Source organism: Pseudazoarcus sp. NS36 (genome assembly GCF_059703705.1).
This window is the reverse complement of the sequence record NZ_BAAKJA010000002.1, coordinates 282,057-300,028: the sequence shown is the minus strand read 5'-3', so window position 1 is coordinate 300,028 and position 17,972 is coordinate 282,057. Positions and strand designations below refer to the sequence as shown.

General features: G+C 62.1%; 16 protein-coding genes and 1 pseudogene. 10 read left to right on the top strand and 7 right to left on the bottom strand.

Annotated elements, in window-relative coordinates; genetic code table 11:
• Entirely contained in the window at positions 1 to 1,086 is a 1,086-nt protein-coding gene (locus AC6H0R_RS04545) for a porin (protein ID WP_497580151.1), read from the top strand.
• Positions 1,087 to 1,424: 338 nt separating this feature from the next.
• Here the strand turns inward: AC6H0R_RS04545 and AC6H0R_RS04540 are convergent, their stop codons facing one another.
• Positions 1,425 to 1,673 carry a hypothetical protein gene (locus tag AC6H0R_RS04540; protein WP_497580150.1) on the bottom strand — a complete coding sequence of 83 codons (249 nt, stop codon included), beginning with the start codon at positions 1,671 to 1,673 and terminating at the stop codon, positions 1,425 to 1,427.
• 63 nt (positions 1,674 to 1,736) lie between these two features.
• Positions 1,737 to 3,494 carry a tetratricopeptide repeat-containing sulfotransferase family protein gene (locus AC6H0R_RS04535; RefSeq protein WP_497580149.1) on the bottom strand — a complete coding sequence of 586 codons (1,758 nt, stop codon included), beginning with the start codon at positions 3,492 to 3,494 and terminating at the stop codon, positions 1,737 to 1,739.
• Positions 3,495 to 3,724: 230 nt separating this feature from the next.
• Here AC6H0R_RS04535 and AC6H0R_RS04530 point away from each other — a divergent pair.
• The 5 genes and pseudogenes from AC6H0R_RS04530 to rpoS form a co-directional block, all read left to right on the top strand.
• Positions 3,725 to 4,843 (top strand): annotated as a pseudogene (locus AC6H0R_RS04530) (IS3 family transposase); the annotation flags it as partial.
• A gap of 221 nt (positions 4,844 to 5,064) precedes the next feature.
• The gene (gene surE, locus AC6H0R_RS04525; RefSeq protein ID WP_497580148.1) at positions 5,065 to 5,808 is read left to right on the top strand and encodes a 5'/3'-nucleotidase SurE; all 744 of its coding nucleotides are present in this window, start codon (positions 5,065 to 5,067) and stop codon (positions 5,806 to 5,808) included.
• 8 nt (positions 5,809 to 5,816) lie between these two features.
• Positions 5,817 to 6,464, top strand: a complete 648-nt coding sequence (locus tag AC6H0R_RS04520) for a protein-L-isoaspartate(D-aspartate) O-methyltransferase (RefSeq protein WP_497580147.1) — start codon at positions 5,817 to 5,819, stop codon at positions 6,462 to 6,464.
• Complete coding sequence (locus tag AC6H0R_RS04515) at positions 6,461 to 7,369, top strand: peptidoglycan DD-metalloendopeptidase family protein (RefSeq protein WP_497580146.1); 909 nt, start codon at positions 6,461 to 6,463, stop codon at positions 7,367 to 7,369. Before AC6H0R_RS04520 ends, AC6H0R_RS04515 begins: the two co-directional genes overlap by 4 nt.
• Positions 7,370 to 7,384: 15 nt before the next feature.
• Positions 7,385 to 8,332: an RNA polymerase sigma factor RpoS gene (gene rpoS / locus AC6H0R_RS04510; protein WP_497580145.1), complete on the top strand. Its 948-nt coding sequence runs from the start codon at positions 7,385 to 7,387 to the stop codon at positions 8,330 to 8,332.
• An 84-nt stretch (positions 8,333 to 8,416) separates the two neighbouring features.
• On the opposite strand, the gene parC is transcribed toward rpoS, so the two are convergent.
• The 5 genes from parC to flgA all read right to left on the bottom strand — a co-directional run bounded on the left by parC (position 8,417) and on the right by flgA (position 14,479).
• A complete protein-coding gene (gene parC, locus AC6H0R_RS04505) occupies positions 8,417 to 10,750 on the bottom strand; it encodes a DNA topoisomerase IV subunit A (RefSeq protein WP_497580144.1) in 2,334 nt (777 codons plus the stop codon).
• Positions 10,751 to 10,776: 26 nt separating this feature from the next.
• Positions 10,777 to 12,750 (bottom strand): DNA topoisomerase IV subunit B, encoded by a 1,974-nt coding sequence (locus tag AC6H0R_RS04500; protein ID WP_497580143.1) that lies wholly within the window; start codon positions 12,748 to 12,750, stop codon positions 10,777 to 10,779.
• Between the two features lie 94 nt (positions 12,751 to 12,844).
• Entirely contained in the window at positions 12,845 to 13,318 is a 474-nt protein-coding gene (locus AC6H0R_RS04495) for a flagella synthesis protein FlgN (protein WP_497580142.1), read from the bottom strand.
• Entirely contained in the window at positions 13,315 to 13,623 is a 309-nt protein-coding gene (gene flgM / locus AC6H0R_RS04490) for a flagellar biosynthesis anti-sigma factor FlgM (protein ID WP_497580141.1), read from the bottom strand. Before flgM ends, AC6H0R_RS04495 begins: the two co-directional genes overlap by 4 nt.
• Before the next feature lie 169 nt (positions 13,624 to 13,792).
• Positions 13,793 to 14,479 (bottom strand): flagellar basal body P-ring formation chaperone FlgA, encoded by a 687-nt coding sequence (gene flgA / locus AC6H0R_RS04485; protein WP_497580140.1) that lies wholly within the window; start codon positions 14,477 to 14,479, stop codon positions 13,793 to 13,795.
• A gap of 292 nt (positions 14,480 to 14,771) precedes the next feature.
• Between flgA and flgB the strand changes: the two genes are divergently transcribed.
• From flgB to AC6H0R_RS04465, 4 genes are read left to right on the top strand one after another with little or no spacing between them, the layout of a single operon-like run.
• The gene (gene flgB / locus AC6H0R_RS04480) at positions 14,772 to 15,176 is read left to right on the top strand and encodes a flagellar basal body rod protein FlgB (protein ID WP_497580139.1); all 405 of its coding nucleotides are present in this window, start codon (positions 14,772 to 14,774) and stop codon (positions 15,174 to 15,176) included.
• A 17-nt stretch (positions 15,177 to 15,193) separates the two neighbouring features.
• On the top strand, positions 15,194 to 15,598 hold the full coding sequence (flgC, locus tag AC6H0R_RS04475) for a flagellar basal body rod protein FlgC (protein WP_497580138.1): 405 nt from the start codon (positions 15,194 to 15,196) through the stop codon (positions 15,596 to 15,598).
• A 26-nt stretch (positions 15,599 to 15,624) separates the two neighbouring features.
• A complete protein-coding gene (locus tag AC6H0R_RS04470; RefSeq protein ID WP_497580137.1) occupies positions 15,625 to 16,287 on the top strand; it encodes a flagellar hook assembly protein FlgD in 663 nt (220 codons plus the stop codon).
• Positions 16,288 to 16,299: 12 nt separating this feature from the next.
• Positions 16,300 to 17,967 (top strand): flagellar hook protein FlgE, encoded by a 1,668-nt coding sequence (locus AC6H0R_RS04465; protein ID WP_497580136.1) that lies wholly within the window; start codon positions 16,300 to 16,302, stop codon positions 17,965 to 17,967.
• Positions 17,968 to 17,972 lie beyond the last annotated feature (5 nt).

Genomic DNA, 17,972 nt, shown 5'->3' with positions numbered 1-17,972 from the left:
ATGCAAAAGAAACTCATCGCACTGGCAGTCGCCGGTCTGGTGTCGGCTCCGGCCTTCGCTCAGTCGAACGTGCAAATCTACGGCATCATGGACTTGGGTTTTCGTCACCTGAGCGGTGGCGAAGTTGACACGATCGGTGCTCCGAAGCCCAGCAGCAAGAGCGCTATTGACAACGACGGTCAGTCGTCCAGCCGTCTTGGTTTCCGCGGTACTGAAGACCTGGGCAACGGCTTGAAGGCTTTCTTCACCATTGAGCAAGGCCTGAACTCTGACATCTCCGCTGCTAGCGGCAACCGTCAGGTTTTTGTCGGTCTGCAGGGTGATTTCGGTAAGGTGTGGCTGGGTCGTGACTTCAACCCGTCGCGTCAGCTGATCTCCGGTCTGGACCCGTTCGGTGCCACCGGTATCGGTAGCGTGCAGGACATCTTCACGCAGACCTCGCGTTATGATAACGCAGTGATGTACACCACCCCGAACATGAGTGGTTTCACGGTTTCCCTGGCCTACAGCACCAACATCTCGGGTGAAGATGGAGACAACTTCAGCGGCGAGCCAGGCGACGTCGATACGAAGGGCTGGAGCATCACCCCGATGTACAAGAACGGCCCGCTGAAGGTCGGTTTCGGCTACGAGAAGTACTCGGACGTCAGCGGCTCGGTTGATGATCGCAAGCGCTGGAACCTTGGTGGTAGCTACGACTTCGGTATTGTTGATCTGCGTCTGGCTTACGGCCAAACCAAGAATGACTTCATCGGCGGCGGCGACGACAAGCAGAAATCGTGGATGATCGGTGCAGTTGCTCCGGTGAGCGAGCGTGGCCAAGTTCTCGCCCTCTACACCCGCACCAAGGTTGAAGAAAGCGGCTCGTCTGACGCCAAAGCCTCCAAGTTCGCTCTGGGCTACGTCCACAGCCTGTCCAAGCGTACGTCGGTTTATGCTACTTACGCCAAGGTCAGCACCAACGACGAGGCTGAAGGTTCGTTCGGTATCGGCGGTGGTGATACCCGTGAAGATTCCAGTGGTAATTCGTTGTACGATTTCGCCTATACCTCGGGCTTCAACGTTGGCATCACCCACAAGTTCTGATCGTCTCCTGACGGTTTGAGCAAAGAAACGGGCGCTTCGGCGCCCGTTTTTCGTTCACGCCACGGTATTTATGACCGTATCGGGGCAACCGTAAAACGCTCTTGAACTGTGTCCGCTCTGCCAGTTGGCAAAGAGTTCTGCACGGTCTAGTCCAATCGATGCCTGCGCCAGTTCAGACGACGGAAAGCCAGATTGCCGGACAGTGCTTGATCGATGCCACATCCATGCAGGCATGCTGTTCCTGTTAGCGTGCCAACACGATGGGCTTGCCATACTGTCGCCATACTGCCGACTCAGGTTCATGGCAAACGTGATCACGATGCCGTGGAAAGCTGAGATCAAGCTGCTTGCCACGATTCTTGGGGGCGTGAGGGGGTGCCCTTGTAGAGATGATGCGAATCCAGCTCGGGATCAAACCGGTGGATGGCGTCAAACAGGGATTCAAGTGAGTATTGATCGTTGCTGTGCTTGCGTCCAGCGCCTGGTGCAGTGTGTCCAGTCAGGGCGTCATGCACGGCTTTCATCTTGACCTGCCCAGCCGTGCCATTCTTACGCATTTCTGATTCGCGTATGGGCAGTTCAGGCATGCGGTGGATGGTCGCTTCAGATTCAATTCCGAAAATTCGGCGAACTCCTTCACATTCACCCCGTCAAGTGTGTTGGCGCAAAGCTCCTTCCGCGTTCAGCATTGAAATCAAGGGTTTGAGTTGAGCTTCGTAGTTACGCCAGATGCCGATATGCCGGTGCGAAAATCGGGTTGAAAAATCCTCACTGCCGACAGGCCGGCTAAGACCAATGTAATCCGATAGAAGATCACGCATCTCGTTCGGACGGTTGACCATATCCTCGTAGTGGATTTCGAGCATGGGTATTTTGACTGCATCCCGCCAGTGACTGATGAGGCGTTGCTGGTGCAGGTAATAGAACCCAAGATCATCTATCCGATCCGAGTAGCTATGAGATTCGCTGGCGTAGTCTTTGAAAAAGCATGCCAGGCAGTTGTCAAGCGGGTCTCGAACAACGTGGATGATGGGTGCGCTGGGGAACATGCGATGGATGAGGGCGAGATTCCATGTATTTCCCGGCGTGGCTGAAATGAGATGAGTGATCCCACGGCTGATGGAAAGGCCCTCGTCTTCGAGGTACTCCGCGGCAATATCCATGTAGTCTCTGGCTAGCGCAACGAGTTGATCGGGGTTGAGTTTCGCCATTGTCGCATCCCGAGAGTCTCGTTCGGGGCCCAGAGATATGCTGTTTCTCAGTTGGGCAACCGAGTGTTGCTCATCGAGGCCGTAGCAAGCTGGATGAGATTTCAAAAGAGTTTCTGCAATTGATTTCCCGGCTCGAGACATGCCGAAGATGAAGACTGGAGTTGGCGATATTTGACTCACGGTAGTGTGTCGGCTTGTGCCTGCGGTTTGAGGGTAAAGTTCTAACAAACGTTCTACGCGATTCTTCAGTTGGTCGCGATCAAATGGCCTTACGACAATTCGATGCGCCCGTTCCAGAAGATCGAATGCGCCAGAGTAGTTGCCATTGGCGTCCATGATCTCGGCTTTACGCACATATATTCTTCGCAGATGCTTCTCGTCGCCGGTGTGCCTTGCTTCCAGCGTGCAATAGCGCTGGATCGCCTCTTCGAGCTGATGCGTGGCATACGCGAATTCAGCCTCCAGGCGTTCGACTTCTTGTGGTGGTGCCAGAGGAGACTTCTTCAACGCGTCGATGATCTGAAGGGCTTCCTCTGTTTCGCTGTTTTTCAGTAGCGCGTCGGTCAGTCCGATTTGCGCATACAGTGGATTCGGCATAAATTTCGATGCCTTTCTGAAGTGCATGATCGCATTATCTATTTGACCGGCTGCCATAAGATGAACCGCCAAGTTGAAGTAAGCGGTGCCGAGCGTGGGTTTTAATTTGATCGCTTGTCTGAAGGCGGTGCAGGCCATCATGTTTTTACCCAGTCTTGCGAGCACCCGGCCGACACTATCGTGCAGTTCGGCAATGTCTGGCCGGAGCGTTAGCGCAGTCTGAAAGTGTCGGAGAGCCCGGTCCGGATCAGTCTCTTCCAATAAGTTGGCATAGTTGGCGTGTGCTTGAAAGAAATCGGAGCGCAATTCTATGGCTCGAGCATAGTTAGCGATCGCCTCCCTTGTGTTGCCTATGGCGTCTTGGGTGTCCGCTAAGGCTTTGAATGCATCGGCGGTAATGGAAATTTCAGTGGCGCGCAGGAGGTTGCGCTCCGAATCAGGGAGCGAGCCGGCTAGTCTTTGTGAAACTCCCAGCTCAACTAGAATTTTTGCATTATTTGGGTGCGTCTGATTCAGAGATGACAATAGATCCAGTGCGTCCGAGAGCCTCCCCGACCGGGAAAGTGTCTCCGCGCTTTTCAGTGCCTGTTCAATATTCATATCCATTCGCTTCCGCAATGCTGATCCGTGCTCGGAGCCGCTTGCTTCTCCAGCAACAAAGTTTATTTCGCCGCGGTCTGTAATCCGTTGCTGCGTGTTGCGGCTGCAGGTGGGGCACGATACTACACCCGGCTGTCAATTAGCTCAGGCTCAATATGGCGACATATTGAATGGCTTGCCGCCGGTTTCGTTGCTGCTTTTTAAGGTATTGGCCGAGGCAGGAGTGGCAGATGAAGACAAGAAGGCAGTACAGCCGGGAGTTCAAGCAGGAGTTGGTGAGGCTTGTCGTTTCCGGCGGCGTATCGATCCGTTAGGCAGCACGTGGTCTGGATGCTCATGAGAACGTCTTGCGAAAATGAGTTCGCTTGCAACGATAGGGTGGTGCCGAGGGGGCTGGGTCAGTGGCAGATGAAGTCCGCTGACGCTGAAATTGGTCGGCTGCGCAAAGGCAGTGGCTAAGCTCAAGCTGGCACGCGACATTCTGAAAAATGCCCCGGTCTACTTTGCGAAGGAGTCGATGTGAGATTTGGTTTCGTGCCGAAACACCGAGGGGTCTGGGCAGGTGAATCTGATGTGCGAGGCGCTCGTTGTCTCACGTGGTGGCCTTTACGGGCGGCTAATCCGCCCGCGCAGCGAGCGCGGCCGACGCGATGAGCCGCTTGGCGGCCGGACCTGTCAAAGCTTTGTGTTGAGCGACCGTGCCTATGGTGCTCGAGGCGTCTGACACGACGTTCTGGAGCAGGGTCAATCACGTATCGAACGACTCATGCGAGCGTTCGGGCTGCGTTCCCGCCCGCGCAGGCGCGGCCTCTGCCCAAGAACCGTGGGGAGCGCACCGCAGTGGCCGCCAACGTGCTCGACCGTCAGTTCCTGGCGGACGGCCCGACTCAGAAGTGGGTGGCAGACTTCACCAGTATCTTGACCGCTCAGCGCTGGCTATACACTTCGGCCATGCTTGATCTGTACTCGGGGCGGATTGTGGGCTGGTCAATGCGGGCGAGCATGAGCTCGCAGGGGGGCGTCGATGCGACGATGATGGCCGTCTGACGACGGGCAAGCCGGCATTGCTGCTGCATCACGCGGATCAGGGCAGTCAATACACCCGCGCGCACTTCAAGGGTTGCTCAGCGAACGGGGCATCACCTGCAGCATACGCCGAGCGTGCGAGGTCTGGGGCCGCTCCGCGATGGAGAGCTTCTTCAGTTCATTGAAGACCGAGCGGATTGCGCGCAAATGTGTATCGGACCGGCGATGAAGCGCGTACTTACGTGTTCTATTACATTGAGCGTTTCTGCAATCCGTTCAGACGTCACTCAACCCTCGATTACCTCAGCCCGGTACGGTTCGAGATGGCTAAAAAAACTTTGGTGTTCGTGTCAGCCGAACCGGCAGCAGGCCACTTGGAGAGGAGTATTGGTTTCGACGATGCTGGATTCCGCGTTTCCGGTATAGAGACCTTCCTAAGCTGTTGTTGAGGGCGTAACGTGGTCGGCCAATCGCCAAACTGCTAGACTCGTCGCCTGCCCTAACATTGCAAGAGCGTCCCTGACGGCGCTGCCTCCCGATTCCCATGCGCATTCTGATTAGCAACGACGACGGCTATTTCGCTCCTGGACTGGCCGCGCTGGCCGAGGCGCTGGAGGAGCTGGGCGACATCACCGTGGTGGCGCCGGAGCGGGATCGCAGTGGCGCGAGCAATTCGCTGACGCTGGATCGGCCGCTGTCGCTGCGCACCGCGGCCAATGGCTTTCATTTCGTCAATGGCACGCCAACCGACTGCGTGCATCTGGCGGTCACCGGCATGTTCGACCACCTGCCCGACATGGTGGTGTCGGGCATCAATCACGGCGCCAACATGGGCGACGACACCATTTACTCCGGCACCGTGGCGGCGGCGACCGAAGGTTTTTTGCTGGGCGTGCCGGCCATCGCGTTTTCGCTGGCAAGTAAATCGGCCAGCGATTTTCGTGGCGCCGCGCGGGTCGCGCGCGACTTCGTTGCGCGCTTCATCGAGCAGCCGTTCCGGGAGCCGGTGCTGCTGAACGTGAATATTCCGGACATCCCCTTTGAGTCCATCCGCGGTACGCGCGTTACGCGTCTGGGCAAGCGCCACAAGGCCGAGCCGGTGATCCGCGGCAACAATCCGCGGGGAGAGACCGTGTACTGGATCGGGCCTGCCGGCAAGGCGGCCGATGCCGGCGCCGGCACGGATTTCAATGCTGTGGAGGAGGGCTTCGTCTCGGTGACCCCGTTGCGTATGGACCTGACCCACAACGGCCAGATTCCGGCCGTGACCGAATGGTTGGAATCCTGAGTATGGGCATGCAAGGGCATCCGGCCGGCAATCGTGCGCTGGCTCGTATGATCGAACGTCTTCGGCAGCAGGGAATTCGTGACGAGAAGGTGCTGGACGCCATGTTGCGCGTGCCGCGAGCAGCTTTTGTCGACAAAGGGTTGGCGTTCAGTGTGTATGACGATACCCCGCTGCCGATCGGTTATCAGCAGACCATCTCCCAGCCCTATGTGGTTGCGCGAATGATCGAGATGCTGCGCGCAGGTGGCCGCGAACTCGGGCGTACGCTTGAGGTCGGAGCCGGTTGTGGCTATCAGGCGGCCGTGTTGTCCTTCGTTGCGTCCGAGGTGTTTTCGGTAGAGCGCATCCGGCCTCTGCTGGAACGTGCGAAGGAGAATCTTCGACCTCTTCGGCGCGCAAACCTGCGTCTGAAACATGCGGATGGTGTCATGGGCTTGCCAGAGGTTGCGCCGTTCGACACCATCATCGTTGCTGCGGCGGGACGGGACGTGCCGGCAGCACTCAAGGAGCAGCTCGCGCCGGGTGGCCGTCTGTTGGTGCCGGTGGGTACGGGCGCTGAACAGTCACTTGTGATGGTCGAGCGCGGCCGTGACGGATTCAAGCTCAGCCGGCATGAGGCAGTTCGCTTCGTGCCATTGCTGGAAGGACTGGAATGAATATTTTGTGCAAATCGCGTCGTATGACTCGCATGCTGGGGGTGGTGGCTTCGGTCATTCTGTTGACGGGCTGCCTGTCACAGTTGCCGGCGCCGGTGCGTGGAGGCGCCTCCGGGCAGCCCACGCGCGTTATCGCCCAGGATGGCAAGATTCATGAAGTGCGTCCAGGGGATACCTTGCTGGGCATCAGTCGGACGTATAACCGGACGCTGGCGGAGCTGGTGAGCTGGAACGGGCTGACCAATCCTGATCAGATCAAGGTCGGACAACGTCTGCGCGTAGTGGCGCCGGATGGGTTCGTTGCGCCCGCCGACGGCGTGATCATTCAGCCGATCGACCTGAGCGGGGATTCGGTCGGCACCACGCCGGCCTTGCCGCAGTTGCTTGAAGAGCCTGTCGGCGGGGTTGTTCCCTATACCGATCAGGCCTGGGCCGCGGTCAATCCACGGCCACAGTTGATCCCCATGCCATCTCCAGGAGCGCCGTCGACGCCGAGCCCGACACCCGCAGCGCCGCCTGCCCAAGCGCCGCTGGCGAAGCCGGTGCCGTGGCTGTGGCCCGCGAACGGGCCCGTGATCGAGAAGTTCGACGAGAGTGCGAACAAGGGCGTGGATATTGCCGGCAAGCCCGGAGATCCTGTCCTGGCTTCGGCTGCGGGCAGTGTGGCCTACTCCGGCAGCGGCTTGCGCGGGTATGGAAAACTGGTCATCATCAACCACGACGGCGACTACTACACCGCCTACGCGCACAACCAGACGCTACTCGTCAAAGAGGGCGACAAGGTGACGCAAGGGCAGAAGATCGCAGAGATGGGCAGTACCGATACCGATCGCCCGAAGCTTCATTTCGAGATTCGGCGACAGGGGCGGCCGGTGGATCCGATGCAGTATTTGCCGGCGCGCTGACACGACGGAGGGGGCATGTACGATCCGGCCGAGAACGACGAGGAAGACGTTGCGAACGAGCCGGATTTGCCGCCCGAGGTCGAAGCGCTGGGCGAGCCTGCGGCAACGCCGGCGGTTTCATCCGAGAGTGATTTCCTCAGCGACGTCACGCAGATCTATCTCAACGAGATCGGCGCCAATCCGCTGCTGACCGCGCAAGAGGAAGGGGTGCTCACCCGCCGCGTCAAGACGGGTGATTTCGAAGCCCGGCAGACCATGATCGAGCGCAATCTGCGCCTGGTCGTAAACATCGCCAAGCACTATCTCAATCGCGGTATTCCGCTGCTCGATCTGGTCGAGGAAGGCAATCTCGGCCTGATGCACGCACTCGACAAGTTCGATCCCGAGCGCGGTTTCCGTTTTTCGACCTACGCCACCTGGTGGATCCGCCAGAACATCGAGCGCGCGATCATGAACCAGTCGCGCACCATCCGCCTGCCCGTACATGTCGTCAAGGAATTGAATCAGGTCCTGCGGGCGCAGCGCAAGCTGGCGGCGTTGGGCAACGGCGAGTACACGCTCGAGGATGTCTCGGCGGCCACCGGTAAAAGCCTCGACGAGGTGCGTGGCTTGCTGACGCTGGGCGAGCACACCGCCTCGCTCGATGCGCCGCTGGATATCGATCCGAATCTCTCTATTGGCGAGTCACTCGCCGACGATCAAGCCTGTCCGGTGGATATGACCATCCAGAGCCATGAGGTCGAGGACCTCGTGCGCGACTGGATCAGCAAGCTCACCGAGAAGCAGCGCACCGTGATCCGTCACCGCTACGGCATCGACGAGTGCGAAATCATGACGCTCGAAGAGCTGGCTGTGCAGCTTGGCCTGACGCGTGAACGCGTGCGCCAGATCCAGCTTGAAGCGCTGGGCCAGTTGCGTCAGTCGATCAAGCGCCGCGGGATTCCGCCCGAAGTGCTGCTGTAGGTCGCGATGAGCGCAGCGGATTGCGATGCTGCGCTTGATGTTGCCCGAGGGCGCTTTCGCCTTTGGCGCAACGCGACCTGCGTGTCAGCGCAAAGCCACCGGACGCAAATTGCGGTTGAGCGTGGCGCCCTTGCGCGCACGGCGGAAGCGCAGGCCTTCTATCTGAGCCGGCTTGATTTCCAGTTCGGTAGTCTTGCCGCCGCGCCCGGTGCCGGTCACGGTGAGCGAAGCCTCTGGCGCTGGTACGGCGATTGCCGCCAGCGATTCGCCTTCGTCCAGCCCCATCACGATCACCCCGCGCCCGCCCGCCTGTACCTTCATCTCGCTGCGCCCGAACACCAGGATGCGGCCGTTCTCTGACACCGACGCAATCCAGTCGCCCAGCACTGGCGCAGGCTCGAGCACCTTCTCGCCTTTCTCCAGCGTCATGAAGGCTTTGCCAGCGCGTTGGCGGCTGCTGGCGTCGCCAATCGTGCAGATGAAACCGTAGCCGCCCGAGTTGGCAAAGAACCAACTTGTGTCGGGGGCTGCCGAGACTAGGCGCGCCAGCTTGGCGCCGTCCTGGAATTCGACCAGCGTGGTGATGGGCGAGCCGTCGCCACGTCCGCCCGGCAGGTCGGAGACCTTGATGGTGTAGGCGCGGCCCTTGGTGTCGATGACGATCAGCGGCCATACGGTGCGCGTCTCGATGACCGCGAAGGCATGGTCGCCGGCTTTGTACGAGATGCTGTTCGGGTCGATGCCGTGGCCCTGGCGCGAGCGTACCCAGCCGTTGTGCGAAACCACCACGGTGACCGGTTCGTCGGGCACGCTGATCTCGGCCGGTGCGACTGAGGCTACGGCTTCTATGGTCGTGCGGCGGTCGTCGCCGTACTTCTTGGCGTCTTCGCGGATTTCCTTGAGGATCAGCCTGGTCATCGCACTGCGGCTGTCGAGCAGGGTCTGCAGGCCCTCGCGCTCCTCGCGAAGTTCGGCCAGTTCCTTCTCGATACGGATACCTTCGAGCCGTGCGAGCTGACGCAGGCGGATTTCGAGAATGTCCTCGGCCTGCACCTCGGTCAGGCCAAAGGCCTCGATCAGTGCCGGCTTGGGTTCGTCCGACTCGCGGATGACGCGGATCACTTCCTCGATGTTGAGGTAGGCGATCATCCGGCCCTCGAGGATGTGGATGCGGCGGTCGACCTCGCTGAGGCGATGTCGCGTGCGGCGCTCGACCGTGACGTAGCGGAAGTCGATCCACTCACGCAGCACCTGAACCAGATTCTTCTGCTGCGGCCGGCCGTCGCGGCCGATCATGGTCATGTTGATCGACGACGAGGTTTCCAGCGCCGTGTGCGCGAGCAGGATGGCCATGAACTCGTCCCGGCTCTGGCGGCTGGAGCGTGGCTCCAGCACCAGCCGCACCGGCGCCTTGTCGCTGGATTCGTCGCGCACGGATTCGACCGCGCCGAGCACCAGTTGCTTGAGGTTCTTCTGCTCCTGCGAAACGTCCTTCTTGCCCGTGCGCGGTTGCGGATTGGTCAGCGTTTCGATTTCGGACAGCACTTGCGCGGTGGATACCCCTTGCGGCAGCTCGTCGACGATCACGCGCCACTGCCCGCGAGCCAGCTCTTCGAAGTGCCAGCGTGCGCGCAGGCGCAGGCTGCCGCGACCCGAGGCATAGGCTTCTCGGATGGTCTCGGGCGACGAGATGATCTGCCCGCCGCCGGGGTAGTCCGGCCCCGGCAGCAACGGCAGGATGTCGTCCAGCCCGGCGTTCGGGTTGCGGATCAGCTCGCAGGTGGCCTCGGCGACTTCAGTCAGGTTGTGCGGCGGAATCTCCGTGGCCATGCCGACCGCGATACCGGAGGCGCCGTTGAGCAGCGCGAAGGGCAGGCGCGCGGGCAGGAACTGCGGTTCGTGAAAGGCGCCGTCGTAGTTGGGCAGAAAATCCACCGTGCCGCGATCGATTTCGGACAGCAGCAGGTCAGCGATCGGCGTGAGGCGACATTCCGTGTAGCGCATGGCCGCCGCCGAGTCGCCGTCGCGCGAACCGAAGTTGCCCTGGCCGTCGACCAGCGGATAGCGCAGCGAGAAATCCTGCGCCACGCGCACCATGGCGTCGTACACCGAAGAGTCGCCGTGCGGGTGGTACTTGCCGATCACGTCACCCACCACGCGCGCGGACTTCACGTGTTTCGAGGTGGCCGACAGACGCATCTCGTTCATCGCGTACAGGATGCGACGCTGCACGGGCTTCAAGCCGTCCTCCACCTGCGGCAGCGCGCGCGAGCGCACCACGCTCATGGCGTAGGCGAGGTAGGCCTGCTCGGCAAAGCGGTCGAGCGGCAGCGCGTCGTCGCCCAATTCCTGCACAGGCGGCTCAGCGGGTGGGGCGGGGGGTGTCAGGTCGAGGATGTCGTCGGTGTGGTCGGTCATCGAATGTCAGTGTCGGGTTTCGGTTGTCACACGTCGGCTTCGACGCTGTCGCCTTTCTCTTCCATCCACGCGCGGCGGCCGGAGGCTTCGCCCTTGCCCATCAGCAGCGTGAACATCTTCAGCGTGTCGTCGAAGGCGCCTGGGCGCACGTGCACCGGCAGCACGCGGCGGGTGGCCGGATCCATGGTGGTTTCGCGCAACTGCTCGGGGTTCATTTCGCCCAGGCCCTTGAAGCGGCCGACTTCCAGCGCTTCGGGCTTGAAGCCCTCCTGCGTGGCGCGGTCGCGGATGGCCGTGAGTTCGCCGTCGTCGAGCGCGTACAGGCGTCGTGCCGGGCGCTTCTTGCCTTGCGCCGGTACATCTACGCGGTACAGCGGCGGTTGAGCCACATACACGTGGCCGCGTTCGATGAGCTTGGGGAAGTGGCGGAAGAACAGCGTCAGCAGCAAGGTCTGGATGTGAGCGCCGTCGACGTCGGCATCCGACATGATGACGATCTTGCCGTAGCGCAGGCCGGAAAGGTCCGGCGCGCTGTCGGCCGTGTGGGCATCCACGCCGAGCGCCACTGCGATGTCGTGGATCTCGTTGTTGGCGAGCAGGCGGTCGGGGTCGATTTCCCAGGAATTCTGCACCTTGCCGCGCAGCGGCAGGATGGCCTGGGTTTCCTTGTTGCGCGCCATCTTGGCCGAACCGCCGGCCGAGTCGCCCTCTACGAGGAAAAGTTCGTTTTCGGTGATGTCTTCGGATTCGCAGTCAGACAGCTTGCCGGGCAGCACAGCCACGCCGGAGGTCTTCTTTTTCTCGACCTTCTGCGCGTTTTTCTGGCGAGCGAGCGCCTGCTTGATCGACAGCTCGGCAATCGCGCGACCAGCCTCGACGTGGTTGTTGAGCCAGATCTCGAAGGGGTCGCGGATCTGGCTGGAAACCAGCTTCACCGCTTCGCGCGAGTTGAGCTTTTCCTTCACCTGGCCCTGGAACTGGGGGTCGAGCAGGCGGGCGGAGAGCACGAAGCTCATGCGCGAACACACATCTTCCTGCTGCAGCTTGACGCCGCGGGGCAGCAGGGCGTGGTGCTCGATGAAGGTCTTGACCGCCTCGAACACGCCGGCGCGCAGGCCGGATTCATGGGTGCCGCCGGCCACCGTCGGAATCAGGTTTACGTAGGATTCGCTCGGCACGGCGTACTCGAACCAGGCAATCGCCCAGGCCGCGCCTTCACCGGCTGCGTAGCTGGCGTCATCGCGGCCGGCGTAGGACTCGGCGGTGTAGATCGGTGCGACCGGTTCCTGCTCACCGGCGACTTCGCGCATGTAGCCGGCCAGGCCTTCGGGGTAGCTCCAGGTCTTCGACAGCGCCGGTCCGTTGGCCTGTTCGGTGTCGAGGCGTACTGAAACGCCGGGCAGCAGCACCGCTTTGCTGCGCAGCAGACGTTCGAGTTCGTTGAGCGGTACACGCGGCGCTTCGAAGTATTTCGGGTCTGGCCACACGCGCACCCGTGTGCCGCTCTGGCGGCCGCACTCGCCTTCGACGCGGATCTGGCCGATGTGCTCGCCGCCGTCGGCGAAATCAATACGGTGGATCTTGCCCTCGCGCTTGACCTCAAGCTCTACGCGCGTCGACAGCGCATTGGTCACCGCCACACCGACGCCGTGCAGGCCGCCGGAGAAGGCATAGGCGCTGTTGCCCTCGCGCTTGTCGAACTTGCCGCCCGCGTGCAGCCGGGTATAGGCCAGCACCACCACCGGCACGCCTTCCTCGGGGTGCAGGCCGACCGGGATGCCGCGGCCGTCGTCGGCCACCGTAACCGAGCCGTCCAGATGCAGCGTGACGTGGATCTTCTTGGCGAAGCCGCCGAGCGCCTCGTCGGCGGCGTTGTCGATGACTTCCTGGATGATGTGGGCGGGCGAGTCGGTGCGGGTGTACATGCCCGGGCGTTCGCGCACCGGCTCCAGTCCCTTGAGGACGCGGAAGGAGGATTCGTCGTAGGTCTTGCCTGTCATGGATGCTTGCGAGGGTCCGTGGGATGGCGGCGCACAAGCATAACCGCTGCGGGGGCGGGGTGCCTACCGCAAGGCATGAAACGGGATGCGGGAATCAGGCGCTGCCGAGGTGGCGGCCGCGGCCGCTCGGGCGCGGGCTGCCGTCCGCGTCATACAGCGAAGGCTGATCGGCAACAGAGAGCAGGACGGACAGTGCCGCCTGGTTGTTCTGCATGCGCTCCTGGATGAGCTTGCCGTTGAGTTCGTTCAGCGACTTCACTTCGGCGCCGATGTCGAGAATGCTGTCCCAGCGCGTGAGTACGTCGGGCAGGCCTTCGCAGATCTGGCGGATGGATTCGGCGGACGGGGCGATGCCGTGCTGGCCGAGCAGCATGCTCAGCGCGTCGTGCTGGCGCTGCAGTTGCTGATGGAGGGCAGATTTCTTCGGGGTGAGCGAGATCAGCGCTTCGGTGTCGCCGGCGATGAGCAGGGCCTGCTCGCGCTGCAGCAGTTCGCGAAAGCGCTCCAGCGACGCGAGTTCGGCGTCGATGGCTTGAGCGAATCGTACGCGGGCGGTGGCGGGGATCATGCCTTGCCGGCGTTGCCCAGCATTTCGCGGACACTGTTGAGCAGGCCGTCGGCGATACGGTTGGCGTCCATCTTGAAGCGGCCTTCGCTGATGGCCTGACGGATTTCGTCAACGCGCGCCTGATCGACCGCCGGGGTTGCGGCGGCTGCGGCTTCGGCCTTGGCGAGGCTGGACGACAACGGTGACAGTTCAACCGTGCCCGACTGTCCGGCGCCACTGCCTTGCGGCGCGGGGCTGGCGGGTTTGGCGCGATTCTCACCCGCGAGCGGGGAGCTGACGCCTTTGCTGGTTCCTTCGATCTTCACGTGTGTACTCCAGTGAGGGCGGCCCGAATGGGTTCCTGATGTAGTGGACGGCAGCCCTGCAGAAAACTTTAGCGAATTAAATTTTTTGTTTTTTTGCGCATGCGTGGATGCCTTGCGTTCATCCGCGCTGCGACGCCGTCACAACGGCCCCAATGATCGCACACCGGCTTCAGAAACGCAGTTCCACCACGCCGCCTGCCCGTGCGACACCGTTGACGATGCTGCCGTTGGGCAGGCGTACGCGCACGCTTTCGCCGTCGGCGGCGCGGCCGAGGGCACGGCCTTCTCCGCCGATCTCAAAGCCGCTGCCGATACCGACGATCTTCACGGTCTGACCCGATTCCACCGCAGGCGGCAGCCGCAGGTGTTCTTCACGCAGGGGGCTGCCGGCGGCGATGCCGCGGCTGGTGCGTACCCCGATGGCGCGCGATGGATCACTCAGTACCTTGCCGGACTGGGCGGCCAGATCGCCACGCTCCAGGCGCAGATCCTGCGGGCCGATGGTCTGTCCCGGGCGCAGGCCATTGCGCGCCACCACGTAGTCCGCAATGACCTTCACGCGCGCCGGCAGATATACCGTCCAGTTCGCCGGCGAGGTACAGCGCACGCCCACGCTGAGCTGGCCCCAGGCGATTGCTCCGGACGGCAGAAACGCCTCTGGCGCAGCGCAGGGCGGCAGTTGGTTGGCCGGGGCGAGCACACCGACCTCCAGTTCGATCTCGCCGGGCAGGCCATGTGTTTCGCGTTCGAGCAGGGCACGCACGGCGGCTTCCACCGGGGCAGAGGCTTGTTGGGCCGGGGCGCCAACGGGCAGGGCGCAGGCACAGGCGAACAGGAGGCAGGCGAATCGATTCATGGCGGCATTGCATCACGTGGTCGGCACATCGGCAAGGCACGGAGCTTGCAAGTGGCGTGCCGTGCCGGCCCGTGCGGTCTGCGTGTCGGCAGTGGGTGACGACAACCGGCAAAGACTGCCGGCGGAGCGGCAAGGCAGCTGGCGAAAGCGGCGAAATTGGCCGGAAAAGCCGCCTCTTATCGGACGAAGAGCGAGCAGGGCACGGACATACGATGCTGGCACGAAAGCTGCAATAGGGCAGTTGTCCCTGACGGAAACATTTGACGGGACACCGAGATACGAGAGGTGAAGCATGAAAGCCATGCTCGATGACGCACTGCGGTTCCATCAGACCGCGCTGAATGTGCAAGCCCGCCGCCAGGAACTGCTGGCGTCGAACATCGCCAACGCTGACACGCCGAACTACAAGGCCAAGGACATTGATTTTCGCAGCGCACTGGCCGGCGCGATGGGTAAGCAGGGAGCGGCGCTGAACATGAAGACGACTTCTGCGGGACATTTGCCGGTGGCTGGTGCAACGCCCTTCGAGGGCCATATCGGCTTTCGTCAGGAGCTGCAGTCGGCGGTCGATGGCAACACCGTGAATATGGACGTCGAGCGCGCTGCCTATGCCGAGAACTCGCTGCACTACGAGGCCAGCGTGACCTTCATCAACGGCCTGCTGAACGGCATGCGTACCGCCATCACGGGCCAGTGAGCGAGGGAGGCTGAATCATGAGCATGTTCAACGTCTTCAATATCGCCGGCTCGGCGCTCAGTGCGCAGTCGCTGCGGCTGAACACGACGGCCTCCAACCTTGCCAACGCCGACAGCGTGGTCGGTGAGGATGGCCAGCCCTACCGCGCCAAACAGGTGGTTTTCCAGGCCGTGCCGGTTGCAGGGCCTGAGGCTCAGGGCGTGAAGGTGACCGGGGTGGTCGAAAGCGCCGCGCCGATGCGCCTGACGTATGACCCGACCAACCCCGCCGCCAACGGCGAGGGCTATGTCGAAATGCCCAACGTGAATGTGGTCGAGGAGATGGTCAACATGATCTCCGCGTCGCGTTCCTACCAGAACAACGTCGAAGTCATGAACACGGCCAAGACCCTTTTGCAGCGCACGCTGAGCATCGGCCAGTAATTGGCTGAGGCCTTCGGGAGATCGAGATGAGTACTGTCAACGCCACGGGTTACGACTATTCCGCGCTCAACACCGGAACAACGTCGACCGGCAAGAAGGAAGAGGACTCCCAGACCCGCTTCCTGACGCTGCTGACGACCCAGCTGAAGAACCAGGACCCGATGAATCCGATGGAAAACGCGGAGATGACCTCGCAGCTTGCTCAGATGAGCACCGTCGATGGCATCGAGCGTCTCAACACGATGTTCCAGCAGCTGCTGGCCGGGCAGGAATCGGCCGAGGCCATGCAGGCCGCGGCGCTGGTGGGACGCGGCGTGCTGGTCGAGGGCGATGGTCTGGTGCTGACCGAAGCCGGGGCTGTCGGTGGCTTTGAGCTGCCCAATGGTGCCGACAAGGTGACCTTGTCGATCCGCGACAGCTCAGGTCTTGAAGTGGCCAAGGTCGACTTCGAGGACTTCGAGGCCGGCAGCCACAACTACGTGTGGGACGGCACGACCATTGACGGTTCGGCTGCCGCAGGCGGTCTGTACTCGGTGAAGGTCACGGCGACCATCGGCGGCGAGGCGGTGGACGCCAGCGCGCTTGAGTTCGGTCAGGTCACCGGCGTGATCCGCGGGCCCAAGAGCACGGACCTGCAGGTCGGCAATCTCGGCATCTTCCAGTTCAACGACATCAAGCAGATTCTCTGACGGAGCGACACCATGGCATTCCAGCAAGCATTGAGCGGTCTGAGTGCGTCGGCCAAAGCCATTGACGTCACCAGCAACAACATCGCCAACGCCTCGACGGTGGGCTTCAAGGCCGGTAGTGCGCTGTTCTCCGACGTGTTCGCTTCGGCGCTCACGGGCGCTTCGTCCAGCGGTCAGGTCGGTATCGGCGCGGCGTCCAACGTGGTCCGTCAGGCCTTCACGCAGGGCGGTCTGACTTCCACCGGCAACCCGCTGGACATGGCCATCAACGGCAACGGCTTCTTCATCATCGCGCGCTCCGACGGCAGTCAGGCCTTCAGCCGCAATGGGCAGTTCGAGGTGGATGCCGACGGCTTCATCACGACGCCGGTGGGTGACCGGCTGCAGGGTGTGCAGGCGGTCAACGGCGTGGTCAACCCGAACGGAGCGCTGACTTCGCTGATCGTGCCGAGTGAGCCGATCGCAGCCCGCGCCACTGTCGACCTGCCCGGCGCCTTGGGTGTTCGTCTCGTCGCCAACCTGGACGCCGAGCAGGACCCGACGGTGCAGCCGCAGCCGGCATGGCCAGCCTTTGATCCCGCCGATAACACCACCTACGACGCGCAGCTCACCCAAGTCAGCTTCCTTGGCAACGACGGCAACACCAAGACCGTCGATGTGTACCTGCGTCGCCAGGCGACCGGCGGGGATGACTGGGAAGCCTTCTACGTCATCGACGCCGGTGACGGCGTAACGCCGCAGACCGTCAGCGCCGGCAACTTGCTGACCAACGGAACCAGCGCGACCCTGTCTGCGACTGTCACCAATACGTTGCCGGCCCTGGATCAGGCGCTGGACCTGAACTTCAACTGGGATGCCGTCGCCGGCTGGAGCCTCGACACCGATGTCGACGCCGCCAACGTTGCGACCGAAGCGCTGCCCGACGATACCGCAGTGGCATTTCTTGACCCGACCGTAGCCGTCAATCCGGCAGATACCGCCAGCTACAACTCGACCACCTCGCTGACGGTCTTCGACAGCCTGGGTCTGGAGCACACACTTTCGCTGTATTTCGCTCGCGAACCGGGTGGCGTCAATGATTGGCAAGTGTGGGCCTCGCTTGACGGCGGTACGGCCCAGCGTATCAGCAACGGCACGGACGGCACGCTGAGCTTTGATACCTCGGGTATTCCGATCGGAGGCACGGCCGGTACCAGCTTCACCTTCCCGGCCACCGACCTCGGACCGGCGGTTGATCCGCTCGGCTTCACGGTCGACCTGTCGCGCCTGACCCAGTTCGGCGACCCCTTCTCGGTCACCGAGACCGGTCAGAACGGTTTCACCCAAGGCAGTCTGGTCGGCATCTCGGTGGACCGTACCGGCACCATCCAGGGCCGCTACAGCAACAACCGCACCCAGGCCCTCGGTCAGGTGCAGTTGATGACCTTCACCAACCCGAACGGGCTGACCTCGCTGGGTAACAACCTGTGGGAAGCCACCCCGGCCGCCGGCGCCAACCAGCCGCAGCCGCCGGGCGCGGGTCTGAACGGCGTGATCTCGTCGGGCGTGGTGGAAGACTCCAACGTCGACCTCACGCGCGAACTGGTGCAGCTCATCATCATGCAGCGCAACTACCAGGCCAACGCCCAGTCGATCCGTACCCAGGATCAGCTGCTGCAGACGGTCGTCAACCTCAGGTAAGTACA

What these genes read in the sequence shown, in the direction of transcription:
- AC6H0R_RS04495 (WP_497580142.1), bottom strand. Translation starts at nt 13,318, where the DNA reads ATGATCCCCGCCACCGCCCGCGTACGATTCGCTCAAGCCATCGACGCC.
- flgB (WP_497580139.1), top strand. Translation starts at nt 14,772, where the DNA reads ATGAAAGCCATGCTCGATGACGCACTGCGGTTCCATCAGACCGCGCTG.
- AC6H0R_RS04465 (WP_497580136.1), top strand. Translation starts at nt 16,300, where the DNA reads ATGGCATTCCAGCAAGCATTGAGCGGTCTGAGTGCGTCGGCCAAAGCC.
- parC (WP_497580144.1), bottom strand. Translation starts at nt 10,750, where the DNA reads ATGACCGACCACACCGACGACATCCTCGACCTGACACCCCCCGCCCCA.
- flgA (WP_497580140.1), bottom strand. Translation starts at nt 14,479, where the DNA reads ATGAATCGATTCGCCTGCCTCCTGTTCGCCTGTGCCTGCGCCCTGCCC.
- AC6H0R_RS04520 (WP_497580147.1), top strand. Translation starts at nt 5,817, where the DNA reads ATGCAAGGGCATCCGGCCGGCAATCGTGCGCTGGCTCGTATGATCGAA.
- AC6H0R_RS04500 (WP_497580143.1), bottom strand. Translation starts at nt 12,750, where the DNA reads ATGACAGGCAAGACCTACGACGAATCCTCCTTCCGCGTCCTCAAGGGA.
- AC6H0R_RS04545 (WP_497580151.1), top strand. Translation starts at nt 1, where the DNA reads ATGCAAAAGAAACTCATCGCACTGGCAGTCGCCGGTCTGGTGTCGGCT.
- AC6H0R_RS04540 (WP_497580150.1), bottom strand. Translation starts at nt 1,673, where the DNA reads ATGCCTGAACTGCCCATACGCGAATCAGAAATGCGTAAGAATGGCACG.
- surE (WP_497580148.1), top strand. Translation starts at nt 5,065, where the DNA reads ATGCGCATTCTGATTAGCAACGACGACGGCTATTTCGCTCCTGGACTG.
- AC6H0R_RS04470 (WP_497580137.1), top strand. Translation starts at nt 15,625, where the DNA reads ATGAGTACTGTCAACGCCACGGGTTACGACTATTCCGCGCTCAACACC.
- flgC (WP_497580138.1), top strand. Translation starts at nt 15,194, where the DNA reads ATGAGCATGTTCAACGTCTTCAATATCGCCGGCTCGGCGCTCAGTGCG.
- rpoS (WP_497580145.1), top strand. Translation starts at nt 7,385, where the DNA reads ATGTACGATCCGGCCGAGAACGACGAGGAAGACGTTGCGAACGAGCCG.
- AC6H0R_RS04515 (WP_497580146.1), top strand. Translation starts at nt 6,461, where the DNA reads ATGAATATTTTGTGCAAATCGCGTCGTATGACTCGCATGCTGGGGGTG.
- AC6H0R_RS04535 (WP_497580149.1), bottom strand. Translation starts at nt 3,494, where the DNA reads ATGAATATTGAACAGGCACTGAAAAGCGCGGAGACACTTTCCCGGTCG.